This window comes from Melioribacteraceae bacterium (assembly GCA_030584085.1).
Classification (GTDB): Bacteria; Bacteroidota; Ignavibacteria; order Ignavibacteriales; family Melioribacteraceae; genus SURF-28.
This window is the reverse complement of sequence record CP129490.1, coordinates 656,846-682,011: the sequence shown is the minus strand read 5'-3', so window position 1 is coordinate 682,011 and position 25,166 is coordinate 656,846. Positions and strand designations below refer to the sequence as shown.

The following is a 25,166-nucleotide window of genomic DNA, read 5'->3' as shown; positions in this document are numbered from 1 at the left end:
CAAATAGATTAAGAGAAGAAAAAAAGAGTAAGATTAAGAGTATGATTAAGATACAGATTAAGAGGAGATAATATGAATATTGAAAAAAGTAAAAAGTTGTTTGAAGAAGCACAGAAATTTATTCCGGGTGGAGTTAACTCGCCTGTTAGAGCCTTTAAATCAGTTGGGGGAGATCCGTTATTTATTTCAAAAGGATACGGCTCAAAAATGGTTGACACCGACGGAAACGAATACATCGATTACATTGGAAGTTGGGGACCTCATTTATTCGGGCATAATCCTGATTTCATAAAAGAAGCACTACTCGAACAAATTGAAAATGGCGTTAGTTTCGGCGCACCTGCAGAGATTGAAATTAAAATGGCTCAGTTAATAACTGAACTTGTTCCTTCGGTAGAAATGGTTAGAATGGTAAATAGCGGTACTGAAGCAACAATGAGTGCTGTTAGAGCTGCACGCGGTTATACTGGTAAAGACAAATTCATAAAATTCGAGGGCTGTTATCATGGTCATGCTGATCACTTTTTAATTAAAGCTGGTTCAGGTGCCCTCACTCTCGGAATTCCGACAAGTCCCGGAGTAACTCAAGGAAATGCTAGAGATACTTTGACAGCCGACTTCAATAATATTGAATCAGTTAAAAAATTAATCGCTGCTAATAAAAATGAAATAGCCGCAATAATTATTGAACCCATTGCCGGTAATATGGGAGTAATCCCTGCAACAGAAGAATTTCTAACAGAGCTTAGAGAAATTTGTGACAGAGAAAACGTCATTTTAATTTTCGACGAAGTAATGACTGGTTTTAGAGTTGCACCCGGAGGTGCTCAAGAAGTCCTGGGTGTTAAACCTGACTTGACAACATTCGGTAAAATTATCGGTGGCGGATTGCCGGTTGGAGCATTCGGCGGAAAGAAAGAAATAATGGAAAAGATTGCACCGGTCGGACCTGTTTATCAAGCCGGTACTTTAAGCGGAAATCCTTTAGCAATGGCTGCAGGATATGCTGCATTGAAAAAAATTAAAGATAATCCCTACACTTACACAATCCTTGAAGAGCAATCTGCTTATTTAGAAAAAGGCTTAAAGGAAAATCTTAGACAGATTGGTAAAGATTATACAATGACACGCATTGGATCAATGATGTGTATGTTTTTCACCGAAGCAGAAGTAACTGATTTTAAATCCGCTGTAAAATCTGATACAGAACTGTATGGAAAATACTTTAACCAAATGTTAAAACAAGGAATTTACTTAGCCCCAGCACAGTTTGAAGCAATGTTTGTATCAACTGCACACACAAAAGAAGATTTAGATAAAACAATTGAAGCTCATCACAATTCATTAAAGACATTGATTTGAATTTATTTTCTGTATAAATTAAATCAAATATTTTTTGATTGGAAATGGGTCAACAGCAACTTTTACTAATTACATTGGGTGTGATAATTGTTGGTAGTGCTTTGATTGTTGGTATGAATCTATTCCACACGAATGCTATTGAATCGAATCGCAACGGAGTGACAAACGATTTATTGCATATTGCTACAATGTCTCAGATCTATTTCAGAAAAACTTCCGAGCTTGGCGGAGGAAATAAAAGTTTTGTGGGTTTCCAAATTCCGAACCAATTGTTGAATAATGAAAACGGTGAATATAGCGTGGTCTATCTTCGATCTGACCGCGCATTATTTCAAGGGATTGGAGTTGAACCGTTGGAAAGCGGTGTCGGATGCACTCAAGGTGGTGATTATGTTACACACAGAATATTGGTATTCCCGGATTCAGTTCAAGTAGAGATAGTATATTAAATCACTCTCCCTTTTCTAACACAAAAGTACCTTCCGAAGTCCACCAAGGACGAATCAAATAATTCAATCGTTTATTTATAACAGCCGGATCTTGCTTACATAACTCTTCGGCTTCTTGATATGAATCAACTTTTAGAATCCAAATACCACCGCCATTGTTGTCCCCGAATGGTCCGGCACAAAGAAGTTTTCCCGCTTCAGCCATATTCCTCATGTTCTGCATATGCCCTTCTTGAATCTTCATTACTTCTGCTGAATCAATTTGAGGTTTATCAGGATTTCTAATCAACTCGACAAAATAATATTGAACCATTTTAAATTCAGGTTCGTCCTGAGAGTATATATAAGTAGTTAATAGTACAAGTGAAAAGGCAATCCAAAATTTGTTCATATCTTATCCTCATTTAATAAAAATATGTTTATGAAAATAACATTTTGTAGGGTCTCTCTATCGCTAATTCTAATTCAGAAAACCCGAAGTTTCTAGATTTCCGAATTGCTTCTTTTCCATCAAAGAAAAAAATAATCGTCGGTACGGCAAAAATAGAATAAGTTGCGGCTAGTTCTTTTTCATTCTCAATATCGATATATATAAAAACAATTTTAGGAAATTCTTCACTTATAAATTCCTTTAATTTTGGTTTCAGTACTTTGCAAACATTACAATGTTCTGTACTGAAGTATGCCGCAACTGCTGCATTTTCTGAAATGATTTTAGAAAATTGATCCATTGATGTTATGTTCATCTTAAATTACTCCCATTCCTAAACCTATTGCTAAAAGAAAAAGCATTGACGCAACTGTATATTGTATTGATTTAAACGTTACTTTCTCTAATAAATATTTTCCAAAAGTTGTACCGATAAATGCAGCAGCCGAACCCACAATTAACAAACCCAACAAACCGGACTGATCTAAAATATTAAAATCTGTTTTGAAAAATGTAATTCCGTAAATCGTAATTCTAGTTACGTCTATTAATAATGAACAACCTACAAGTGTTCCTATAAATTCCTTTTTCTCCAATCCGGCTCTAATTAAAAATGCAGTTCTTAGAGCTCCTTGATGTCCGGAGAGACCGCCAAAAAATCCGGATAATAGTCCACCAAAAGGAATCCACTTATGAGAGATTTTAAAGTTTTTAAAATTTGGAATTAATTCTACAATTGCGAAAACTATCATAAGTAGTGCAATCATAAATTTGACAGGTGTTACACTCATTTCATTTTGGAATAATGAATAAGAATATGCATTCTCAAATTGACTAACATAATCTAAAAGATATGCGCCTCCAGCCGCAGCAATAACGGCGGGAATACCAAAAGCTATAACTATTTTTAAATTCCCTTCTCTACCGATGAGAATAAATTTATAAATATTATTAACAAAGTGAACAATTGCCGTAGCAGCGACAGCAATTTCAATTGGAAAGAAAAGTGCAAAAGCAGGCATTAATAAAGTACCAAGACCAAATCCGGAGAAGAATGTTAGTCCCGCTACAAATAATGCAACAGCTGCTATAATAATATATTCCATAAATTATTTTTCTTTTAGTCTTGAGCTTATTGATGGAATACTAAAATGTAAGCACTTTATCTGAAGCTAAAGTTAACTCGGTCAATTCTTTCATACTACTTTTTTCAACACCATTCATTAACATTTCTTGAGTTAATCCTCTTGCGTCCATGCAACCGCCGCAAGCTTTTACTTTGCTACCTTTCAGAATTACTGACTTCAACATTCGCTCAACATTGTAATATCCTTGAGGTGTATTTTGATTTGGTAGAGCACATCCGACTGCATCTGCCATTAAAAACACATCAACTTGTGTATCGCTGCTTTCTTTTTGAATACTCATTGCTAATCGTAATGCATTATAAGCTTTTTCCGTTCCATAAGGTGCATCGTTAATAATTATAAGTATTTCCATTTTTTCTCCATAATAAATTTTTATTTGTTGAAAATATTATCTACTGTGTACTTCCTGTCTCCTGTTAATAGCAAAATCATTGACCCAATTAAAATTGATCAATCTGTTCTTGCGGCATGTGCCATTTCCCAAAATCCATCTTTAAAAAGTATTGGTACTTTTGTCGAGATTATTGCTGTTAACATTATAATTATTAATGGAACAGCAGAGATACGAGTAAATAATCCGAGTAAAATTAAAATACCGCAAACGATTTCAAATGAGGCTACAAAGTAACCTAAAAACTCCGGTGCGGGTAACCCAATTTTAATGAATCTGCCAACTCCTCTAATTTCGAAATAAAGAAATTTTTGAATTCCTTCGATTAGAAATACTGACCCAACCATTACCCTCACAAAGAAGATTGTAAGGGACGAGGTCATATTTTTATTTGTACGATTTATATGTTTTGTTTTACGAATCCTTTTGGGAAAATTTTATAAACAATTGAAGTAAATGAAAATAAAATTTAATACTTTTTCAGAACATACAAACGCTTAGATGTGTGAACAAAAAAAAGCGGCCCGAAGCCGCTTTTAAATTATAAATGTAATTCTCTAATTATTTTTTTGATTCTTTTGTTCTTCTTACAACCGAGACTGTAAAACCCGCAACCATGATAAGAACACCAGCCCAAACTAAATTGATAAATGGTTTTACACTCGCCTCAATAGAAAGAGTTTCCTTTGTCATTGAAGCATGAGAATTATTAGAGTCCGATCCATCAAGTGATTCTAATGAAACAACCACGCTACCGGAGGCATCCAGATTAATCATATCTATCTTTAAATTTGCTTCGGGTACATCTGCCGGAACAAATGTTCTATTTCCACCTTCACTTTTCATGTACGCTTTTGCTTCATATGCTTTGCCTTCTTGTTCAACATTGAAGACAGCACCGATTTGAAATGAACCGCCGCCCATCATTGAACTCATGGACTCTTCCGGAAACTCAAAATTTACAAAAGTAACAACCGCATTTTCATAAGTCGCAGAGCTTCCCTTTTTTATTGTTACAGTCTGATCATGGTTGTGATCTTGTGCTGCTCCATCATTATAACCAAGTGGTGAAACATAAATATCTTTTGTAAGCATATTTAAGATATCAGGTTCACGCATCAAGCTATTGTTGAAATCTGCAACGTACATAACCGGTGATATTGTATTTTTTACTTCACCATTTTTGGCAATATCAATATTAAAAGCAAACTTCTTTCCGTTATCAATTGGGGTGTACCCTTTAAAAGTTAAGTCGTAACCAAGCACTGATTTTGGTTCGCCTTTAACTAAATCGATTTGTTCTTCATATGTTTTTCCGCCTGTGGCTATAACACCTAACATAAATAACGCTATACCGATATGAGCAATATATGCACCTAAATGTGTTTTCTTTCCTTTTAATATTTTAAAAGCAATTTCACCGTTCACGAAAAGTGCGAAGGCTGCAGAGAATGTAAAGATGATCATCATTATATCATGGATACCGCCAAATATTACAATTAATGCGGTCATAATAACTGCGCCAGCTATTGCATTTCTTGAGTTCTTAAAAATCTCATTACTTTCTGTATGTTTCCATTTTAATAATAAACTGAGTCCGTTTAATAAACCGATAATAATTCCGATCGGTAAATTCATTTCATTATAAAATCTTATTTCAACAGATTGACCGAAAATTGGAGCACTTGTTCCGACTAAAACAATAATTGCAGATGCTAATAAAGTAACTGCTCCTGTAAACAACGCTAGCTCTCTTGATAGGCCGCTGCTGTCATCGTTAAAGGTTTCGTTTAAGTATTTCCAGCGATAAGCAATTCCACCTAATCCGATAATTGTGAATGTTCCAATAAACACAACTAAGAAAAAGTAAACCAACATACCCGGGCTAACAAACGAGTGTACAGATGCGTCGCCAAGAATACCGCTTCTCGTTAAGAATGTACTATAAATAACTAGAACGTAAGTCATTACAGCAAGCAGCAAATTTGTTTTTACAAATCTTGGATGTCCGCCATTTGATTGCGATTTTTTTTGGATCAACATTGTATGAATTAACGCAACACCGACAATCCAAGGTACAAGAGAAGAATTTTCCACAGGATCCCATCCCCAATAACCACCCCAACCGAGTACACCATAAGCCCAATAACCACCAAGCATAATTCCCAGCCCGAGTAGCATCATTCCACTAAGTATCCAGGGTAATGATTGTTTAATCCATTCCGTATATTCATTTTTAACTATTGCGGCCATTGCAAAAGCAAATGGCGCTGTTGCCATTGAAAATCCAACAAATAAAATCGGCGGGTGAATTTGCATCCAGAAGTTTTGGAGAAGTGGATTCAAGCCTTTTCCTTGAATAATAAAATCATTGATCGCAATTCCGTTTGCAGTTAACAATGCATACAAATCTTTATTCATCTGAACGAATGTTGTTCCATTACTGGAATCAGTAAATAGAAAATTTTGAACGAATGATAAATTCAGAAATGATGAATTAATATTTTTTGCATTTATGAAACTTGGATCAGCCCAAATGTAATTAAACGGTGATTTTAATAGTGGGTTTACCATAACAAGAAGAAAGGCAATAACCAATGTAAAGAAAAACATTGTACGCTCTTCCAGGTCGCCACGCTTTGCTGTATAATCTAAAAGTATTAATCCTACTATGGAAGTTAATAATACCCATAACATAAAACTGCCTTCTTGTCCGGCATAAAACGTTGACATAAGTAAGCCGGTTGGAAGTCCGCTTCCACTATAGTTGTAAACATAATTATACTGATATTGATGTGTAAGCACAGCATGAAGCAATAATGCACTAGCTGCGATTACCATAATAGCAGTAGTGTGAAATCCTATTCTTGCAAAGTTTTTTGTATTTTCAAAACCTCTTAGTGTAAAATAATACATAGTAAGAGTGAAAAGACTTGCAAGAAGTCCTATGGTTAAAACTATATTTCCAATCATTCTAAATTGACTCCTTTGTGATTAAGAGCTTGCGGTTTCGTCAAATTGCTCTTCATATTTTGAAGGACATTTGGTGAGAATATCCGTTGCATAAAAATAACCGTCTTGGTATTTACCTGTTACAACAACACTTGTAGATGATTCAAAATTGTTCGGCATTACTCCATTATAAACAACTCTCATTTCGTTTCCTTTATAATCTTTCATATAGAAAGAAAATATTTTCTTTTCATTATCTAATCGATAATTTTTTGATTTTACCCATTCACCGGTAGCTTTTACGGTTTTTGTTGAATGCACAATTTCGGCAAAATCTTCCTCATAACTAACATTTGTCTGTGTAAAAAGATAAGACATCAATGCTAAGAAAACGATGATAATCCCACCGCCGAACAAATATTTATTTTTCATTTTGTTTACTCCCTTCAATCTTTAATTCTTCTTCTATTTTCTTTAATCTTTTATCTGTGTTCCATAGAAAAGTAAAAATTCCCAACCAGACGACCAAAACAATAAAGAGTACTATATAAATTGAATTATTATTTAAAAAATCGTATAAGCCTTCCAAATTCACCTCAGATTATTTTTTTCGAAAGTTTATCTTTAATAATTATTGACTTGTAACTGATTTGCCACATCCAAAAATATAAAATTGTAAACGCGAAAAGTGATAAGTAAAATACTAGCATCATATTTGCATCCATTTTAAAATCAACCACCGGACCGGCTGTATCATCATTTGCTGAACCGGGATGTAAACCTGTCATAATCCTCGGCATAATAAAAATAAAGAATGGTACCGTTAGAAAAGCAATTATTGAATAAACGGCTGAAAGTCTTGCCCGTTTATCTTCATTTTCTACAGCTGAACGAAGTGCAAATAAAGAACCATATATTAGTAATAAAATAAAAATTGATGTTTCGCGAGGATCCCAATGCCAGAATGCACCCCAAGTAAACTTAGCCCAGATTGAACCGGTTACGGTTGCAAGAATCGAGAATATAAATCCAAGTTGAAGAGCAGCATTTGACTTTGCATCATTATCAAGATTTCCCTTTACTAAATATTTAACACCGTAAATCATTGCCATCAAGAAAGCTATTACAGCAAGCCATGCTGTCGGAACGTGAAAGAAAATTATTTTTGCTTTTTCTTCCAAACCAGGGATCATCGGAAATTGGTTCCAAGCTGATGGTGACTTCACAATCTCAAATGAAATTCCGGCAACAATCACAAAAGTCATTAAAACAAATAAGAGTATCTTCCAAATTATGCTTTTCATATCTCTCTATAATTAATGGAATTAAAATTGAAACAAAAATTAGACCAGAACGAGTTATTATTCAAGTTAAATCGGAAACCCGAATTGAGAAATTATTATAACCTATAATGAGATAATTTGTTCCGATTAACAAATTAAAATATAGGAAAAAGTGTATAATTTGACAAAAGGTATTAGAAAAATCATTTGTTCCTGATTTGTGCATTAAAATAAATCCAAAGTATAAGTTTCATATTAATTTTAACATCTTTGAAAAAGATCGGCCATAAATAAATCTTTCTCAAAAGTCTGAAAAATCTTCTCAGTTCAGGGGAAAAACAGGATAAAAAGCTTTGAAATATTTTTTTGTTATTAGAGAAATTTTTCTTCATATTTGTAATGTTTAATGAAATTAAAGGAATTGTTTTGAGGATTACACCTGAACCAACTATGAGGAGATTACCTCATTATCTGCACTTTCTGCACAGACAAGCAGAAAATGGAGTAACAAGGATTTCGAGCACTGTTATTTCAACTGAGCTTTCTCTTGATGCCACACAGGTTAGGAAAGATCTTGAATATACCGGCGTTAAAGGCAGACCCAAAACAGGTTTTGTTGTAGAGGAATTAATTAAAGCAATTAATGAATTTTTAGATTGGCATTTAGAAAAAGCTGCTTTTCTTGTCGGTGCAGGAAACTTAGGTTCAGCTATGTTGGGATACAAAAGATTTAATGACTATGGATTAAATATTATTGCAGCTTTTGATAGTGATGAAACAAAAATTGGGACACATATTTACAACACCCCTATATTCAGCATCGATAAAATTCCAGCCATGGCGCAAAAGATGAACGTAAAAATAGGTGTAATAACAGTGCCAGCATTCGCTGCTCAGCAAGCGGCAGACTTATTAATTGAGGGTGGAATAAAAGCTATTTGGAATTTTGCTCCAATGAATATTAGAGTTCCCCAAAATATAGTTGTGGAAAATGCACAATTTTCTGAGAGTCTTGCAGCTCTTTCAAGAAAGCTAGTTGAAATTAATTATAAAGAAAAATAATGCCAGACTTTCTAACTTACTAAATTCATCGTTACAATGACTTTTCTTTATAGATTTGAAATTCTTCTAAGGCAGGTCTTAATTCATCATACATTCTTTTTAAAGAATTATATGCGTTTTCATTTCCTCTTGAAGCCGCTTGTCTATATAATTTAGCAGCCATAGATTTTCTTATTTTTACTCCGATTCCATTCTCGTAACAATAAGCTAAAGCAGATTGTGCAAGAACAGAACCTTGATTGGCTGCAAGTCGTAAAGTATTTATTTCATCGGAATAATTTTCCTTAGTTTCGGAGATTTTTGCGAATGCTATTCTAACATCTGCTTCACGGCTTCCCAAGTTAGAGGCTTTTTCCCAATACTCAAATGCTTTCTCTTTGTCCTTTTCAACCAAACTGCCGTTAAAATAGTTTAATCCGATCTCTATCATCGAGTTAATGTGATTTTGAGCGACAGCCTTTACCAATAATTCATACGCTTGCTTATCGGTTAAGCTATTGTCAAAACCGAGAGCAACTAAACCAGCCCAGGTATACATTGCGTCCGGATTATCTTTGTCAACTTGCCCTTTTAGTAATCTAAATATTTCTCTTTCCCTTGTTAATTGATATAGCCTGAATGCTGCTTTTTGTGAACCGAGTCGATAGGAACGTAGGTATTTGAATGCAGCATCTATTAAATTATTTTCTACAACGATTCCCATTTCCGCTGCTTTCGCAGAAATATACAGTGCTTCTGGGCTTCCGTTATCGGCAGCAAAATTGATTATTCCTAAAGAACTTGTGTCTTTAATAAGTTCCTCGTTTCTGATTTCGGAAACACCAAGCTTTTGTTTAAGCTCATCTTTATTCTTTGTAAATAATTCTTCAACAATTTCTTTTTCCTGCTCATCAGTTAAAGTATCTTCTTCAAATTCAAAAAAGGAAACTTCCCAATCTTGATGCATAAGCGATGATGATTGAGTGCTTTCTTTCTCTTCTTCATTTGAATTTTTGCCATCATTTTCAATATCAACCGGATTATATCCTTGCTTAATTAAATATGCAATTGATTCTCTAGCCGGTTCATAATCTTTGTCCGCTGCCTTTTTAAACCAACGATATGCGTTGGAAAGATCTTTATTGACAACAAAGTTTTCAGTAAAGAAAATACCAAAAGCAAATTGTCCCTCCGCCATTCCGGCATCTGCGGAAGCCTTGAAATTTAAGTAAGCTAAAAAAGGATTCCACTCTACACCAATTCCGTTATAGTACATTATCGCGAGATTAAATTGAGCAGCCGAAATATTTTGACTAGCAGCTTTTTGAATCCAAAAAATTGCTTTTGAAGTATCCGGTGCGAATCCATTACCAAGAAGTAATCTAATACCCAGCTCGTGTTGAGCAAATGGATCGCCGCTATTTGCTTCTTGTTGAAGTAGGAATCCGGTTAATAAAGGATAGGATGGATATTTTGGTTGATGAAGTGTGGATTTTCCTTTCGGCAAATCACGTTTAAATGCTTCACTTTTTGTTGAATCTTGTCCTAGCAGCACCGAAACAATTAATAAGAGTGGTATTAGTATTTTCAAATGAAATAATATTTTTAGTAATTAGACAATTTTTAACAGCGATACGTTTGAAAAGTTACAAGAAATGAACTACTAAAATTTCTTTTTCATGGAAAAAATATTTACACCATCAAGAACTTTGTATGATATTTCGTCCATAAGTTGATCAATTATGTACAAACCCATACCTCCCTCAGGCAAGTTTTCTATATCTTCTGGATCATATTCCAATGTAGGTTTTTTAAATTCTTTACGTGAGATTCCACTATCAAATAGCTGAATCATAATCTCATTATTGTTAATATCAACTTTTATTTGGATCGATTTGGTGAAGTCCTCTTTGTAAGCATGTTTAACAATATTGTTTAGAGCTTCTATTAAGCATATTTCTATTTCGCTGCAATCTGAAGGTTTTATATTTTCATCCAGGCAAAAAGATCTTATCTCCTTACAAACGGGGGTGACTTCCGTATAATTGCTCGCTATTGAGAATTCTTTGCTATTCATAAATCTTTGTAATAAAGTATATTAAATAAATATATGAAAGTTCTTATTTCTTTGGAAGTACAAATATCTACTTTAATAGAATATTATCAATTGGCTATGTTAGTAATTTTAAATAACGGATTTAGGGTCGAATAGGTTTTGAGTTACGCGAAAATTTTTTATCTTATTACTGAATTGATAGTGACTAGTATTATGAAAAATTTAATTTTATTTTTTTTATTGATTCTCTTATTTGCTTCATGCCGAAATGAAAATTATACCCCCACTGAAGTTAACGAACTATTTGATTTTGATCCGGATTTTGAAGTTTTTCACAAACCGCAAAAGGGAAATATTTTCTATTTAGGTGACGAAATTGATGTAGAATACCGTGTGTTTTCAAATTCTGATTTCATTAATTTGTATGCAGAAAAAAAAGGCAGCATAATGTTCACTATTGCTGAAAACGTACCAAATACCGGTCAATTCAAGTGGCAAACAAATAAGCAGATGATTCCATCGGTTCATTACCAGATACGCATTGTTAATCCGAATAACCAGGACATTTATGCGTTAAGCGAAAGATTTGGAATAATTTCAAAGTGATCCGAGATGATAATTTTTTAAAAGGTCATTTACTTCTTTGACCGGTGTAAAAGTTGCACTTGGGACTTCAACGAAAATTGTAATCCAATCAGACATTCCCCCGTTCCATAAACCGGGTAATTCGAGAGCATTTAACTCCTTACCATCTTTGGATTTCTTGGAAACGAGAACAGCTTGATTATCAACATACTTTATCAAGTCAAATTTTTTTCTTTTCGCATCCTTTATTCCGCATACAATATCAACCGGATTAAAGTGCGTAGAAGAATTATATATCTGTCTTTGTTTATCATCTTCAAGTTTAATCTGATTGCCTTCAACAATTTGCTTTGTGAAGTTTCCATTTTCATCTTCAACCCAAAATGGTCCGCCTCCGGGATGTCCCTCGTTTACTACAACTCCACAGACTCTAATCGGTCTGTTCAAAAAATCCAATAAATACTTTTGTTTTTCGTCTAAGCTATAATTTGTATATCCCAAATCGAATTGATAACCGAGTTCTTTACTTAAAAACTCCTCTATTTCTTCAATAAAATTGATATCGTATGATATATTAAGTTTTGTAATATAGGAATGTATTTGTGACTGATATTTAATAAGTAAACCACCAAGTAATTTTTTGTTATCGATGGTAACACTTAAATTTTCTTCTCGCTGAACATTATCAATATTTTTAATAAATATTAAATCAGCGTCAAGTTCATTAAGATTTTCGATTAAAGCACCATGCCCACCCGGTCTAAAAAGTATTTTGTCATTTTCACGAAAAATATTTTGGTTGGAATCAAGTGCTACTGTGTCTGTAGATTTTTTCTGAAACGAAAATGATGTACTGATTTCACATTTAGATCTATATTTTTTGGCTAGCAGATTTGCTTTTGCTTCAAACTCACCTTTCATATCCTCGGAAATTGTAAAGTGCAGGTTAATACTTTGTTCGCTACTTTTAATATATTCGATTGCTTCAACAATTTGCTCTTCTAATGAAACTCTTGATTCATTTTTATACTGGTGAAATTGTATTAGCGCTTTGGGAAGGTTGGAATAATTCATTCCATGCGGGGTTAATAAGAATTCTAAAATTTCTTTGAATTTTTTCTCGAGTAATAACTTTTCAATATTTAATTTATTCTTTTCAAGTACTTCACTTAATTCGGTGTAAAAGGGAAAATTTTTTATGTTCTTAAAAAAATGTTGGATGTACGTTTTTTCGTCTGAAGTATAATTTTGATCAAGAGCTAGGTTCTCACTTGCCAACATAAAACTTTCCAGCTTCTTGAACATTCTACTTGCGGCACCGGATGCTGGTACGAATTTTATAACGAGATTGGATTTAACGTGATCTTCATAAATTTTTATAAATTTTTGTTTTTCATTACCGGATATCCTCAAGATTCCGTTCTCGACAGTACATGCTTCAGAAAGTTTTAAATATTTTGTCCCCTTCTTAAGTTGCTCAACTTGGTAGCTTACTTGAGATAAAGTTAATCCATGTTCTTCAATTAATTTTAAGTCCTCAATGGTCAAATTCATTTTATCTACGAACTCTTTGGTATTCACATTTTCCAATAGATTCTCCTTAAATATTTCCGATCATGTTACACTCATTACAAATTTCTGTTCGTTCAATTTGAATTGTCGCATGATTTATATCAAATTGCTTACGCAAATCATTATTAATTTTTTCAATGAAGTCATCGTCAACATTTGAATCCGGCATATAGAGATGGGCGGTTAAAGCTGTTTCGGTTGTGCTCATTGCCCAAATATGAAGATCATGAATATTCTTCACATTTTTTAAATTCAGAAAATATTTTTGGACGGCTTCAAGATCAATATTTTTTGGAACAGCATCTAAAGATAGATTAAGAGATTCTTTCAATAAACCCCATGTGCCAATTGTAATAACTATTACAATAATTAAACTTACAACCGGGTCAATCCATGAAAAACCGGTTAAACCAATAAATATTGCTGCAATCACTACACCCAGAGATACCGCGGCATCGGCGGCCATGTGTAAAAACGCACCTTTTATATTTAAATCATGCTTGTGGTCTGCAAAAAATAAATAAGCTGTAATTCCATTAATTATGACACCGATAGCTGCGACATAAATTATTGTTTCACTTTCAATAACTTGCGGTTCTGAAAATCTTTTTATTGATTCAAAAGCAATTGCACCGACAGCTATTAAAAGAATTACAGCGTTTGTTAATGATGCCAGAACTGTTGACTTTCTAAATCCATACGTGCGTCTATTTGTTGGAGTTTTTGTTGCTAAATAGGAAGCTCCCCAAGCTAAGATTAAGCCGAGTACATCACTAAGATTATGTCCAGCATCAGCAATTAGAGCCATTGAATTTGATATTAAACCATAAATAAACTCGACGATAATGTATATTACATTTAAGCTGATGCCGATAAAAAATGCTCTATTATATGGTGGTCTATGATTGTGTGACATTTTTATTTTTAGTGATCACAAGAACAAGATAAATTACCGCTTCTTACTTTTTCAAACGCTTCTCTGCCTTCATTAAATGAAAAATATGCAATACCAAGAGAACCAATTGCGTCAATAAATCCAAATCCTAATAACTCATAACTTGCACTTGACAAAAGTAAAACAATAGACAGATAGAAACATGTCTTTGTACAGTTTGCATCTGCTATAATCGCATCAGAATTTAGTTCTTTACCAACTTTCAATTTTGCGTTCATCAAGAAATACATTGTTAACAGCGAAACGATAGAAATAATTATCCCCGGTATTGTTGTTTCTGGTTTAACATCATTAACCACAATCAAAACCGAACCAAATACCAATCCAGCAGTCAAGATATAAAAAGCTGACCCAGTAATTCTCAATGCAGTTTTTTCAAATTCATCACGGTGTTCAACATTTTTATAAGTCATTCTGAAAATAAGGTGAAGAATTCCTATCCCGGAAATAACTTCTACAAAACTATCAACACCGAAACCGAATAATGCAAGAGTTTCATCTTCAGCACCAAATATTATCGATACAAATCCCTCAATAACATTATAAAGAACAGTAACGATTGCTAAAAATAAAGCCCACCTTAATTTCTTGTTCATTAATATCTTTCTGAAAATGTTTTTATTTATTTTTTCTTACAACAAAATTATATATTTAAATATAAATCATATTTCTATAGACCACAATTTTTGATAAAAAACATAGCAGGTTTCAATATGGTTAACTAAATTACAAAAGTTACTTCTAAGACAAATAAACTTTTGTGATATTATATGACCAAGAATAGTTTAATCACATCAGGTAACACAAATCATCAACTGAATCCACTCCGAATTTTATCAGCTATTTCGATTATTGCCGGCACTTGGTCGATGCTTTTCGAAATATATTTTTTCCAAGGATTTCAAATTGAACTTTATTTAGCCAGAGTATCTTTTACTTTTCTTTCCGCTATTGTTTTTGCACTGACATTTAGAAATTTCTCCCGTAAAATTGTCAATATGTTAACTCACGTATTGATCTTAGGTCTTATATCCTCATTTATTTTTACAATTATTATGATACCCAGCACCATATATATAAACTCTCAGATATTATCATTATTAATTTTCACATTCGCAATTATTTTTAGCTGGGAAGTAACACAACAAATAATTGTAGCCATTTATTACAATTTATTATTTGCCGCTTCAATTTTCTATTCGGATAAAAATATTTTTCAGCTGCCCAATGTTCTTTCACTAGTTTTGTTTGTTAGTTTCATAAGTTTATTAAGTGTTGCCGCAAGTGCAGTTATATATAAAAATCGCAAGAAGTATATAGAGAAGACAAACGAAATAAAATTTCTTTTTGATAATGCCTCTGTTGGTATTTTGAAAATTAACAAAGACGGAAAAATCATTGCTGCGAATAATTACTTACTAAACTTATTTGAGATAACTGATTTTGAGGTAGAGCACAACATTTTTGATATTCTGGCTCCGGGAGAAAAAGAAAGAGAACTTATCAGAAATAAAATACTAGCTGGTAAATATGATCATCTTGAAGAAAGAATAGTAGGAAAAAGTGGCGAGGTAAAACACTTACACATAATATCAAAAGAAATTGAAACAGATACTAACTTAAAAGCGATTGAATGTATTATAACCGATAAGACAAAAGAAAAACAAGCCGAACGCGAAAAAAATCTTGCACTTGAAAAGTTATTTGAAGAAGCAAGAGAAAAAGAACTTATTGCTCAAAAAGTTATTGATGAAAAGAATCAAAAAATAAAATTGCTTGCAAAAATTAATCATGAAGTTAGAACACCTTTAAATGCGATTCTCCTATACTTCGATATGATTGAGAACAAGCAACTAACCACTATTGAAGAATTTGAAGAATTTGCTAAGACTGTAAAAGTCAGTGCTGAATCTTTACTGCAGGTAATAAGTAATTTTATAGATTTTGCAAAAATTGAAGCCGGCAAAATCGAAATTGAAAATGAAGAGTTTGATCTTCTAAAGGAAGTTAGATCAGTCACTAAACTTTTAAGCTACCTATCTGAGGAAAAGGGAAATAAATTAACTTTAATAACAAAAGACATGGACAATTCTTCTATTGTAACTGATAAAATTAAATACCGCCAAATATTGATCAATTTAATCGGTAATTCTATTAAGTTTACCAAGAATGGGGAAATACAAATTTCGCTGGAAACCAAACAAACAGAGAAGAGAAATGGAATATTGACTACAAAAATACAAGATACAGGAAGAGGAATTCCGCCTGATTTAATGGAGAAGATTTTTGAACCATTTAAGACAAGTGCAGATAGTTCCGGTAGAGAAGCATCAAGCGGTTTAGGTTTAGCAATCTGTAGCGAATATGTAAACTTGCTTGGTGGAAAAATTGTAGCGAATAGCGAGTTTGGTATCGGTACTACAGTAACCTTTTCGATTAATTATAAGATTGCTTTCTAAAAAATGAGTTCTAATTCTTCCCAACTTCGTAAACACATAGAGTCAATTTATCAAGCTGCAATTCAAAGTGTCACGCCTAAAAATCTTTTCCAAAGTTCAATAAAATATATAAATGAAATTCTTTCAATTCAGGGAATCGATTTTGATCTAAGAAAATACAAGAAAATCTATATCATCGGCGCCGGTAAAGCATCTACAAGTATGGCAATCGAAATTGAAGATTTATTAGGAAATAAAATAAGTCAAGGAATTGTGTCATCAAATATTTCTGCTGATAGTAACACCGGCAAAATTGAATACATCAAAGCATCACATCCATTACCAAATGAAAATAGTTTATTAGCCGGCAACAAAATTCTTAAATTAGTAAAAGATGCGAACGAAAATGATTTAGTTATTGCATTAATATCCGGCGGAGGATCTTCTTTATTAGAATCATTACCGGAAAGTATTTCTTTGGATGACTACAAAGACTTTGCAGATTGCTTGATAAAAAGTGGAATGGATATTGATAAGATCAATACTCTACGTAAAGCTGTTTCGAATATTAAAGGCGGCAAACTTGCAAGAGAAATCCATCCGGCAACATGCATTACTCTAATCATTTCTGATGTACTTGGGAACAAACTTGAATCAATTGCTTCCGGCTTAACATATATAACGAGAAAAGAAAAGTATAAACCGCTTGAACTTCTAGATGATTATTATCTTACTAAGAGGATTCCTGAATCAATACTACGCTATCTTCAACAAAATTTTGAGAGTAATAATCTAGAAGATTTTTACTATAAGAATAATCATCATTTTATTCTTGGTGATAACTTAAGGGCAATAAAATCTGCAAAAGGTATAGCTGAACAATTAGGTTATGAAACGCGTATTATCAGAACAGATATAATAGGTGAAGCTAAATCAGTGGGAGAATATATTGCTGATTTTGTGACTAAACGACAAAAACCAGATAGTCCTAAATGCTATTTGTTTGGTGGCGAAACCACCGTCAGAGTAAAAGGAAAAGGAATTGGTGGAAGGAATCAAGAATTAGCTTTAAGCACATTGATACATCTCAAAGATATTACGAATGAATTTTGTTTTGCAAGCATTGGTACTGACGGAATTGACGGACCAACTGACGCTGCCGGAGCGATTATCAATAATTTTTCAATGAAAAAAGCGATAGAGTTCGGTATCGATCCGGCAATTTATTTAAGTGAAAACAACTCATACGAGTTTTTTAACAAACTCGATAGTTTGATCAAAATTGGTCCAACCGGCACAAATGTTATGGACATTCAAATAATGTTATTGATATAATCCCAAAAATCTCCAACAGCTATTTGTAAGTATAATTAGATTCTATTTTAAAATAATTTTCCAACTCGTCAGAATTACTATTAATTAATGATTTTGTATTTTTTAATGTACTCATTCCCATTTTAATATAGTCTTTTGCTTTTTCTATACTATTCTTTTCAAACTCACTATCGTCAACTAATTCATTTACAAGATTTAATTTAACAGCTTCCTCAAAATTAATTACTCCGCCTTGCAACATATATTTCATCGCTAACTGTTTATTAATGAATTTTGGTAAGAAAAATGGAATTGCACCACTTGGATGCAGACCATATTTCACATGTGAAAACATGATTTTCAAATCAGAGCTTGCAAATCGAAAATCACTAACCAAACTTAAACCGAGAAAAGGAGTTACAATTTCTCCATTGATTGCAGAAATGAATATTTTCTTAAACGAATAAATTTTTCTAATAAGATTAATTAGCATATTAATTTCGATAGCACGTATATCTGATTTCTCAAATCTAGTTATCTCATTATATTTATCTCTTTGGATGCTTCTTCCGGTAATTTCGGATAAAAACTCTTCATAGGCTGTCTCACCAAGGCAATCCTTTTCCGACATACCAACAATTGCTTTTACAGAAGGATCATTTTCAACCATATCAAACCAAGGTAAAACTCTATTTGCTTGATCTAAATTTGTTAACGTACCGAAAGCATTACATGTAATTTTTAAAACAGCGACTTCACCGGCCAAATAGCACTTTACGTTTTCTGATTCAAATTCTATTTGAAGGGGCTTTTTCATTTTACACCTCCATATTAAATATGTCCCGGTCAATTACCGGGACTCAATTTGTTAACTATAATTTCTCTTTAACAACACCTTCTTTGCTTTTTCTTGAAGTAACATAATAGAACGCCGGAATTACAAATAGTGTAAGGAATGTTGATACGACTAAACCGCCGATACTAACAACACCAAGCGGAATTCTCATTTCTTTGCCGGCATCACCAATTCCTAGAGCCATTGGCAGCATGCCAAGTATAATTGCAATGGATGACATTAGAATTGGTTTTAGTTTTGTCGGACATGCTTGAACTAATGCCTCTTTCACCGGCTTTCCTTCATCTCGAACAAGTTGATTTGTATAGTCCAGCATTAGGATTGCATTGTTTACAACAATACCAATCAACATTATCAACGCCATTAGGGAAGTAATCCCAAATGAAATATTAGTATGGAACAATGACGCGAATACCCCTATTAATGCCAGTGGTATTGTTAAAAGAATAAAAAACGGTTGAAGAAAACTTTCAAGAATTGCTGCGAGAAGCATATAAGTCAATAGTATAGCAAGGAAAAATGCAAAAAGCATATCGGCAACCATTTCATTCATCATTTTAACATTACCACCCCATGTATATCTGTACCCGGGAGGTAAATCTAATTGACTAATTCGATTCTCAATTTCATCAGTAACATTCCCTAAAGGTACACCTGGTGCGGGTGAACCGGTAAAATGTATGGTTGTATATTTATCTCTATGTAAAATATTTGTATAACCTATTGTAAAATTTACATCAGCTAATTGTGACATTTTATAAATAACACCACTTTGAGAAACAATCGGTATGTTTCCCACTTCTTCAGGAGTATCGACATTTTTATCATTTAATGTGATTGTTATGTCGTACTCATCACCTTCTTCCCTATATTTTGAAGATTCTAATCCGGCTATTGCGGCTCTTAGGGTTAAAGCTAATTCTTGAACTGTGACTCCGGCTTCTGCAATTTTATCACGTTTGGGAAACAGCGTGATTTCCGGCTTACCGGCTCGTGAACTATTATCAAAGTTAATTAGACCCGGAACATCTTTAACTTCTTCAACAATTTTATTTTTCCATTCTTCAAGTACTTCCAAACTTTGTCCTAATAAATAAAACTGAATAGGAGCACCGCCCATTCCCATACCTGATCCATAATCAACAACAATTCTTGCATTCGGAACACGTGATAGATTGCTAACAAAACTTGAAATCATTTCATCCAATCCGGCTTCACGCTCACTTTCATCAACTAGTTGAACATTCATTACTGCCATATTCGAACCTGTATTTAGATCACTAATTTTGCCAAGATTTGTAAGTAAATACTCAACCTCGGAATAATTTTTTAATCGATTTTCAATTTCTCCCAACACTTCAGCGGTTTCATATAGATTGTAACCCTCGGGCAGTTCAACTTCTACTTTAATTTTTCCATCATCAAGATTCGGCATAAACTCAAAACCGATATTTGGCGCATAGATAGTTGTTGCGGCAATAAAGAGAACAAATGAAATTGCAATAATAATTATCGCCCGTTTTTTAGTTTTTAAAACTTTACTTAAAATTTTCTGATAATAATTGTCCCATGAATGAAATAAATTGTTGAACCAATTACTTAATTTTCCTGTATTAAGTTTTTGGGGAAGTATTAGTGAAGCAAGCATTGGTGTTAATGTAAATGAGAACAAAAGTGAGAAAATAGTAGCAAAACTTGCTGCCAATGCAAGTTCACTTAAAAACCTTCCAACCATTGAGGACATACTAGCTATTGGAAGAAATACAACAATGTTTGTTAATGTAGAAGCCAATACCGCGACCAACACTTCTGTTGTGCCGTTATATGCGGAACGTTTGTTGTCCATCCCCATTTTTTTGTGACGGAAAATATTTTCCAGCACGACAACTGAGTTAGCGACCAAAACACCGACTGAAACGGACAGCCCCATTAGAGTCATCATGTTTAATGTTAAGCCGAATGCCTGTAAAAGCAAAAATGTTGAAATGATTGATGTTGGCATAGATAAGGCAACAATTATTGTAGAACGTATATCAGATAAGAAAACTAAAAGTACAATTGATGTAAAAAGAACGCCGAGCAATATATTACTCATCGTATCATCAACTGTAGATTTTATAAACTCGGATTCATCGTTCACCATTTCCAAATTTGTTCCTGCCGGAAGAATTGCTTGAATTTCCGGAAGAGCTTTTTTAACAGCATTTGCAACTTCAACAGCATTACCTTCCGAGCTTTTTACAATTCCCAGTCTCACCACATTTTCATTTCTGAATTGCTTTTCTGCATCAAAAAATATTGTACGTTGTCGAATATCCTTTCCAGAATCAGCAACTGTTGCAAATTGACGAAGTTTTTTATTACCGAATGGAGTCGGCAATTGTAGCTCTTCTATTTCTTCCAAACTTTCAAACTCACCACTCATTCTAACCGTAAATTCTTGATCTTCAATTTGAAAATAACCACCGGGCATATTCATATTATGTGCGGCTAATATTTGCAAAAGCTGCGGCATAGAAATATAGTTTTGATATATATCCTTGTTCTCAAGAATTACCCTTATTTCTCTTTCCTGTCCACCGGTGATATCAACTCTTGCGACACCCTGAATTTGCGAGAATCTATCTTTCAAAGTTTTATCGGCAATTTTATAAAGTTCACGTGGATCAAGATTACCGCTAAGCACAACATCAATAATTGGGAATGCACGTATATCAACCTTTTGAATAATTGGTTTTTCTGCAGCGTCCGGTAAGTCATTAAGAATCTGATCAACTTTATCTTTCACTTCTTGATTTGCTATATCAACATCTTTACTCAAACTAAATTCTATAATAATAATTGAGGCGCCATCTAGAGAATAAGAATTCATACTTTCGATTTGACTTACTGTGGAAATGACATCTTCAATTCTCTTAGTTACTAGAGTTTCAATTTCTTTCGGTCCGGCACCTGGATAAATTGTTTGAACTGTTACATAAGGAATTTCTACATCCGGCATTTGATCGAGATTAAGATTAAAGTAAGCTAGAAGACCAAATATTAGGAAAACGAAAATTCCCATTGTTGTAAGGATGGGACGATTAATAGATGTTTTTGCAAGAATCATTTTTTCCTCTAGTTTACTTCGTTTACTTTTTGTCCGTTACTAATCATATTTGATCCTTTTATGATGAGCTTATCGCCTAATTTTAATCCCTCTAAAACTTCTACTGAAATCGCATTTCTTTCACCGATCGTAATTGTTCGTAATTCAGCAATGCCATTATTAACAATGTATATTGACTCAACTCCATTCTCAGAATTTAGTAAATTCTTTGGGACTATAATTGCTTTTTCGTTTTCATAAACTTTGATTGCTATTTCAGTAGTAAGACCCGGGCGCAGTTCAATATTATTATTGTCAAACTCAACTTCAGCATAAAACGATCTTGTTCTTGGATCGATGGCGAGTGATATTTCGGTAACTTTCCCTTCGTATTTTTTCTCGTTATTCATCAACTCAGCTTTCATTCCTTTTTTAATTTGGCGAATTTCACTTTCGGAAGCCCAAACTCTTGCCTTCATTTTATCCAGCTTTGCAATTGTAAAAAGTGGAATTTTTGAATCGACACCATCTCCTTCATTAACCATAATTTCAACAATAACACCATCATAGGGTGCTTCTATAAACATTGCTTGTTTAGCCATCTCATAATTTCTTTTATCAACCAAATACTTTGTCTCCACACCATCATAATTAGCTTGCGAAGTCTCACCGGCTTCCAATAATGTTTTTATTCTTTCATATGTTTTCTTTGAATTTTCATAGGCATGTTTAGCTTGCTCATATTGAACTGCTGGATTATCTAAAGGAAATTCAATAACAATATCATCTTTCTTAACGTAGTCCCCGACTTTATAATTAATCTTTTCAATTCTTCCACCAACTGCCGAGGCTCTAGTTGTTTGCATAATTCCGCTTAGGGAAGCAAAGTATGTTAATTCTTTTTTGAAGTATTCAGATTTTACTTCTTTTGTAATTACCGGGATACCGGTTTCATTTTGGATCTCTTGCATACTTTTGTTCTCTGCTTTATCATCGCCACCACATTGAATTAGAATCGAGGAAGCAAAGATGGAAAAGAATGCAATTAGCAATTTTGACTTTAAATTCATTTTGTGTCAATTCTCCTAGTCGTTTTTATTAATTTTTTAGAAAATTTATTTCTTGATCAGTCAACTGACCAAGAAGCCTATCTAATTTTGCAAATGCGATTATATAATCATGCACCACTTGAAGCCGATTTGTTTTGGCGGTCTGAAGTTCAATATTTGCATTCTTAACTTCGAGCTGCGTACCGGTTCCCTCATTATATCTTGTTACGGAAATTTCATAAGCTCGTTCTGCTAGTTTCACATTTCTTTCAACCGCATCAATTTGAATTTTTACGCGTTCAATATCATTGATGGTTTTTTTTACTTCCGTTACGGTATAATCTTGGAGAGTATTAATCTGCTCTTCTGTTTGTCTTAAACCAATTAGAGATTGTTCAACTTTATTTTTAGTTCTTCCTCCATTGAAAATATTAATCGAGAAAGCTAAACCAACAGTAGTAGAAGAATAATTTTGGAAATTCCATTCGTCGGAAGAACCGGCGTAAGTGTAATTTCCAAACGCTGCTAATTGAGGCCAATATTCTGATCTATCTAATGCAATAAATTCTTCGTCGATTTGTTTCTTAACTTTCAACGAACTTAAATCATAGTTTTTATTAATTGCCTGTAGAGAGGCATCTTCAATTTCGGGGATTTCCTTTATTTCATATTTAATCTCACCGACAACTTCGATATCACTATTTTGATCAACACCTAAAACCATTTTTAATTTATTTATTGTATCCTTATAAACATTTTCTAACTCAAAAACTTTTGGACGAATATTTTCTACCATAACTTCCGCTTGCATCATTTCATATTCGGATGTTAAGCCCTGTCGATAATATGAATTAACATTCGCAACATTCTCTTCAGCATTAGCCAACGAAGCTTTTGTGATATCAAGCATCTGTTTTGTTAATAGAGCTCCATAAAAAGCTTGTTTAACAACCAAAACTATTTCTGTTGTTTTAGCTTTCAGCTGTTCTTTGGATAAATCGAGATAAATTTGAGAAGCACCAATTCCCCTGAACACCGCTGAGTTAAAAAGAATTTGAGTGACTTGAGCTGAAGTTTCGAAATTATTTGTCTGTGCAAATGATTGAAGTTTTGTCTGCATCGGCAGCAGTTTAGAATTGTCTTGAGGTATAACTCCTTCATTGAACAAAATTCCGTAAGTAGCGTTAGTAAGCATTGCTTCAAAATCCGGGAATGCCATTTTGGGTTTAGAGAGGAAGTGAGAAAAATTAGCAGAAACATCTACTGAAGGTAGAGCGTATCCAAATGCTTCATCAACAGCTTCTTCAGCTTTCTGTACTTCGAGTTTTGCAATTTTAATATCCCGGTTATTATCCAATGCAATTTTTAGGGCGTCGTCGATAGTAATCGTTTGACCGGAGATTGATGAAGCAAAGAAGAATGCCAAAAGAATAATGGAACTTATTGTCTTAAATTTGTGCTTTAGGATCATTTGTTTCTCATTTATTTTGTTCATATCTATTTTTTTATTCCATTTACAACTAAATCAAGAAGAGCCAGTACTTCTTGACGCAGCCGCTCATTAGTCTGTCTATCAATAAATTTTGATTTGATTTTTGAATACTCGAGTAGTTCAATTGCTTGCATATAGCGGATAAGTACTCCGGCTGTCTTTTTTACATCAATTTTTTTTAACTCACCTTTCTTAATACCTTCTCTTAAAATTGAATGCAAATAATTGTTTGTATCTTCAATAAATTCTTTGAATGATTCTTCAATAACTCTCCCAATTTCAATGAAGGCTTGCGGAGTTACATTGTATGATTTTTTATCTATTACTATTGGTGATATAATTGCTTCAAAGAAAATCTTCAGCTTATCAAATGTTGATTCAACCGATTCAACTCTTTTTTCGAAATCACTAATTTTGCTTTTATAGATCCTGGAAATTATTTCGTTGAGCAAATCTTCCTTATTCTTAAAATAATAGTAAATACTGTTTTTCTTCATGCCGACTTTATTTGCAATGTCTTCAAGAGTAGTTTTGTTATAACCATAATACGCGAAGACATTTTCGGCAGCTTCAATTATTTGCTCCCGCTTAGCTGAATAGTTATCTGATATATTACTGTCTTGGTTCATAGAATTTTCGAACGTTTGTCCTTAATGTTCGAAAATTATAAAAGATTTTTAATAAATCAAAATAGATAGCGGACAA

At 33.4% G+C, this 25,166-nt stretch carries 25 protein-coding genes; 6 read left to right on the top strand and 19 right to left on the bottom strand.

The features are described 5' to 3' along the window. The first annotated feature begins 72 nt into the window (after positions 1-72). Positions 73-1,362 (top strand): glutamate-1-semialdehyde 2,1-aminomutase, encoded by a 1,290-nt coding sequence (gene hemL / locus QY331_03095; GenBank protein WKZ70242.1) that lies wholly within the window; start codon positions 73-75, stop codon positions 1,360-1,362. 44 nt (positions 1,363-1,406) lie between these two features. After that, the gene (locus tag QY331_03090) at positions 1,407-1,811 is read left to right on the top strand and encodes a hypothetical protein (protein WKZ70241.1); all 405 of its coding nucleotides are present in this window, start codon (positions 1,407-1,409) and stop codon (positions 1,809-1,811) included. Between the two features lies 1 nt (position 1,812). Here the strand turns inward: QY331_03090 and QY331_03085 are convergent, their stop codons facing one another. From QY331_03085 to ccsA, 9 genes are all read right to left on the bottom strand, one after another. Continuing rightward, positions 1,813-2,202, bottom strand: a complete 390-nt coding sequence (locus QY331_03085) for a YciI family protein (protein WKZ70240.1) — start codon at positions 2,200-2,202, stop codon at positions 1,813-1,815. A gap of 28 nt (positions 2,203-2,230) precedes the next feature. After that, positions 2,231-2,557: a thioredoxin family protein gene (locus QY331_03080; GenBank protein WKZ70239.1), complete on the bottom strand. Its 327-nt coding sequence runs from the start codon at positions 2,555-2,557 to the stop codon at positions 2,231-2,233. Position 2,558: 1 nt separating this feature from the next. Further along, a complete protein-coding gene (locus tag QY331_03075; protein ID WKZ70238.1) occupies positions 2,559-3,347 on the bottom strand; it encodes a sulfite exporter TauE/SafE family protein in 789 nt (262 codons plus the stop codon). 40 nt (positions 3,348-3,387) lie between these two features. After that, a complete protein-coding gene (locus QY331_03070; protein WKZ70237.1) occupies positions 3,388-3,741 on the bottom strand; it encodes a DsrE family protein in 354 nt (117 codons plus the stop codon). Between the two features lie 98 nt (positions 3,742-3,839). Beyond that, positions 3,840-4,163 carry a DoxX family protein gene (locus tag QY331_03065; protein WKZ70236.1) on the bottom strand — a complete coding sequence of 108 codons (324 nt, stop codon included), beginning with the start codon at positions 4,161-4,163 and terminating at the stop codon, positions 3,840-3,842. A gap of 178 nt (positions 4,164-4,341) precedes the next feature. Further along, a complete protein-coding gene (locus QY331_03060) occupies positions 4,342-6,753 on the bottom strand; it encodes a cytochrome c-type biogenesis CcmF C-terminal domain-containing protein (GenBank protein ID WKZ70235.1) in 2,412 nt (803 codons plus the stop codon). 21 nt (positions 6,754-6,774) lie between these two features. Next, on the bottom strand, positions 6,775-7,164 hold the full coding sequence (locus tag QY331_03055; GenBank protein ID WKZ70234.1) for a cytochrome c maturation protein CcmE: 390 nt from the start codon (positions 7,162-7,164) through the stop codon (positions 6,775-6,777). Beyond that, positions 7,154-7,327: a CcmD family protein gene (locus tag QY331_03050; GenBank protein ID WKZ70233.1), complete on the bottom strand. Its 174-nt coding sequence runs from the start codon at positions 7,325-7,327 to the stop codon at positions 7,154-7,156. The genes QY331_03055 and QY331_03050 overlap by 11 nt, the downstream gene beginning before the upstream one ends. A gap of 1 nt (position 7,328) precedes the next feature. Then, the gene (ccsA, locus tag QY331_03045) at positions 7,329-8,036 is read right to left on the bottom strand and encodes a cytochrome c biogenesis protein CcsA (protein WKZ70232.1); all 708 of its coding nucleotides are present in this window, start codon (positions 8,034-8,036) and stop codon (positions 7,329-7,331) included. A gap of 378 nt (positions 8,037-8,414) precedes the next feature. On the opposite strand from ccsA, the gene QY331_03040 reads away from it, so the two are divergent. Further along, on the top strand, positions 8,415-9,077 hold the full coding sequence (locus QY331_03040; protein ID WKZ70231.1) for a redox-sensing transcriptional repressor Rex: 663 nt from the start codon (positions 8,415-8,417) through the stop codon (positions 9,075-9,077). A gap of 31 nt (positions 9,078-9,108) precedes the next feature. Here the strand turns inward: QY331_03040 and QY331_03035 are convergent, their stop codons facing one another. Then, positions 9,109-10,647, bottom strand: coding sequence for a tetratricopeptide repeat protein (locus QY331_03035; protein WKZ70230.1), 1,539 nt, complete (start codon positions 10,645-10,647; stop codon positions 9,109-9,111). Between the two features lie 72 nt (positions 10,648-10,719). Beyond that, a complete protein-coding gene (locus QY331_03030; protein ID WKZ70229.1) occupies positions 10,720-11,133 on the bottom strand; it encodes an ATP-binding protein in 414 nt (137 codons plus the stop codon). A 192-nt stretch (positions 11,134-11,325) separates the two neighbouring features. Here QY331_03030 and QY331_03025 point away from each other — a divergent pair, with 192 nt between their 5' ends. Continuing rightward, positions 11,326-11,718 (top strand): Ser-Thr-rich GPI-anchored membrane family protein, encoded by a 393-nt coding sequence (locus QY331_03025; protein WKZ70228.1) that lies wholly within the window; start codon positions 11,326-11,328, stop codon positions 11,716-11,718. Here QY331_03025 and QY331_03020 read toward each other — a convergent pair. The 3 genes from QY331_03020 to QY331_03010 are packed head-to-tail and all read right to left on the bottom strand — an operon-like array spanning position 11,710 to position 14,820. Further along, complete coding sequence (locus tag QY331_03020) at positions 11,710-13,278, bottom strand: DUF4301 family protein (protein ID WKZ71295.1); 1,569 nt, start codon at positions 13,276-13,278, stop codon at positions 11,710-11,712. The two genes, QY331_03025 and QY331_03020, sit on opposite strands and share 9 nt — an antisense overlap. Before the next feature lie 19 nt (positions 13,279-13,297). Then, complete coding sequence (locus tag QY331_03015; GenBank protein ID WKZ70227.1) at positions 13,298-14,185, bottom strand: cation diffusion facilitator family transporter; 888 nt, start codon at positions 14,183-14,185, stop codon at positions 13,298-13,300. A gap of 8 nt (positions 14,186-14,193) precedes the next feature. Beyond that, a complete protein-coding gene (locus tag QY331_03010) occupies positions 14,194-14,820 on the bottom strand; it encodes a hypothetical protein (GenBank protein WKZ70226.1) in 627 nt (208 codons plus the stop codon). 174 nt (positions 14,821-14,994) lie between these two features. On the opposite strand from QY331_03010, the gene QY331_03005 reads away from it, so the two are divergent. Beyond that, a complete protein-coding gene (locus QY331_03005; protein ID WKZ70225.1) occupies positions 14,995-16,683 on the top strand; it encodes an ATP-binding protein in 1,689 nt (562 codons plus the stop codon). A gap of 3 nt (positions 16,684-16,686) precedes the next feature. Beyond that, a complete protein-coding gene (locus tag QY331_03000) occupies positions 16,687-17,997 on the top strand; it encodes a DUF4147 domain-containing protein (protein WKZ70224.1) in 1,311 nt (436 codons plus the stop codon). 19 nt (positions 17,998-18,016) lie between these two features. Here QY331_03000 and QY331_02995 read toward each other — a convergent pair whose 3' ends face one another. The 5 genes from QY331_02995 to QY331_02975 are packed head-to-tail and all read right to left on the bottom strand — an operon-like array spanning position 18,017 to position 25,090. Further along, positions 18,017-18,793: an enoyl-CoA hydratase/isomerase family protein gene (locus QY331_02995; protein WKZ70223.1), complete on the bottom strand. Its 777-nt coding sequence runs from the start codon at positions 18,791-18,793 to the stop codon at positions 18,017-18,019. 55 nt (positions 18,794-18,848) lie between these two features. Beyond that, a complete protein-coding gene (locus QY331_02990) occupies positions 18,849-21,941 on the bottom strand; it encodes an efflux RND transporter permease subunit (protein WKZ70222.1) in 3,093 nt (1,030 codons plus the stop codon). A gap of 8 nt (positions 21,942-21,949) precedes the next feature. Next, positions 21,950-22,990, bottom strand: coding sequence for an efflux RND transporter periplasmic adaptor subunit (locus QY331_02985; GenBank protein ID WKZ70221.1), 1,041 nt, complete (start codon positions 22,988-22,990; stop codon positions 21,950-21,952). Between the two features lie 28 nt (positions 22,991-23,018). Further along, positions 23,019-24,440 carry a TolC family protein gene (locus tag QY331_02980; protein ID WKZ70220.1) on the bottom strand — a complete coding sequence of 474 codons (1,422 nt, stop codon included), beginning with the start codon at positions 24,438-24,440 and terminating at the stop codon, positions 23,019-23,021. Positions 24,441-24,466: 26 nt separating this feature from the next. After that, the gene (locus QY331_02975) at positions 24,467-25,090 is read right to left on the bottom strand and encodes a TetR/AcrR family transcriptional regulator (GenBank protein WKZ70219.1); all 624 of its coding nucleotides are present in this window, start codon (positions 25,088-25,090) and stop codon (positions 24,467-24,469) included. Positions 25,091-25,166: the final 76 nt, after the last annotated feature.

What these genes read in the sequence shown, in the direction of transcription:
- QY331_03000 (WKZ70224.1), top strand. Translation starts at nt 16,687, where the DNA reads ATGAGTTCTAATTCTTCCCAACTTCGTAAACACATAGAGTCAATTTAT.
- QY331_02990 (WKZ70222.1), bottom strand. Translation starts at nt 21,941, where the DNA reads ATGATTCTTGCAAAAACATCTATTAATCGTCCCATCCTTACAACAATG.
- QY331_03070 (WKZ70237.1), bottom strand. Translation starts at nt 3,741, where the DNA reads ATGGAAATACTTATAATTATTAACGATGCACCTTATGGAACGGAAAAA.
- QY331_03090 (WKZ70241.1), top strand. Translation starts at nt 1,407, where the DNA reads ATGGGTCAACAGCAACTTTTACTAATTACATTGGGTGTGATAATTGTT.
- QY331_02985 (WKZ70221.1), bottom strand. Translation starts at nt 22,990, where the DNA reads ATGAATTTAAAGTCAAAATTGCTAATTGCATTCTTTTCCATCTTTGCT.
- QY331_03085 (WKZ70240.1), bottom strand. Translation starts at nt 2,202, where the DNA reads ATGAACAAATTTTGGATTGCCTTTTCACTTGTACTATTAACTACTTAT.
- QY331_03065 (WKZ70236.1), bottom strand. Translation starts at nt 4,163, where the DNA reads ATGACCTCGTCCCTTACAATCTTCTTTGTGAGGGTAATGGTTGGGTCA.
- QY331_02980 (WKZ70220.1), bottom strand. Translation starts at nt 24,440, where the DNA reads ATGATCCTAAAGCACAAATTTAAGACAATAAGTTCCATTATTCTTTTG.
- QY331_03030 (WKZ70229.1), bottom strand. Translation starts at nt 11,133, where the DNA reads ATGAATAGCAAAGAATTCTCAATAGCGAGCAATTATACGGAAGTCACC.
- QY331_02975 (WKZ70219.1), bottom strand. Translation starts at nt 25,090, where the DNA reads ATGAACCAAGACAGTAATATATCAGATAACTATTCAGCTAAGCGGGAG.
- QY331_03015 (WKZ70227.1), bottom strand. Translation starts at nt 14,185, where the DNA reads ATGTCACACAATCATAGACCACCATATAATAGAGCATTTTTTATCGGC.
- QY331_03005 (WKZ70225.1), top strand. Translation starts at nt 14,995, where the DNA reads ATGACCAAGAATAGTTTAATCACATCAGGTAACACAAATCATCAACTG.
- QY331_03055 (WKZ70234.1), bottom strand. Translation starts at nt 7,164, where the DNA reads ATGAAAAATAAATATTTGTTCGGCGGTGGGATTATCATCGTTTTCTTA.
- ccsA (WKZ70232.1), bottom strand. Translation starts at nt 8,036, where the DNA reads ATGAAAAGCATAATTTGGAAGATACTCTTATTTGTTTTAATGACTTTT.
- QY331_03025 (WKZ70228.1), top strand. Translation starts at nt 11,326, where the DNA reads ATGAAAAATTTAATTTTATTTTTTTTATTGATTCTCTTATTTGCTTCA.
- QY331_03075 (WKZ70238.1), bottom strand. Translation starts at nt 3,347, where the DNA reads ATGGAATATATTATTATAGCAGCTGTTGCATTATTTGTAGCGGGACTA.
- QY331_03080 (WKZ70239.1), bottom strand. Translation starts at nt 2,557, where the DNA reads ATGAACATAACATCAATGGATCAATTTTCTAAAATCATTTCAGAAAAT.
- QY331_03060 (WKZ70235.1), bottom strand. Translation starts at nt 6,753, where the DNA reads ATGATTGGAAATATAGTTTTAACCATAGGACTTCTTGCAAGTCTTTTC.
- hemL (WKZ70242.1), top strand. Translation starts at nt 73, where the DNA reads ATGAATATTGAAAAAAGTAAAAAGTTGTTTGAAGAAGCACAGAAATTT.
- QY331_03010 (WKZ70226.1), bottom strand. Translation starts at nt 14,820, where the DNA reads ATGAACAAGAAATTAAGGTGGGCTTTATTTTTAGCAATCGTTACTGTT.
- QY331_02995 (WKZ70223.1), bottom strand. Translation starts at nt 18,793, where the DNA reads ATGAAAAAGCCCCTTCAAATAGAATTTGAATCAGAAAACGTAAAGTGC.
- QY331_03040 (WKZ70231.1), top strand. Translation starts at nt 8,415, where the DNA reads ATGTTTAATGAAATTAAAGGAATTGTTTTGAGGATTACACCTGAACCA.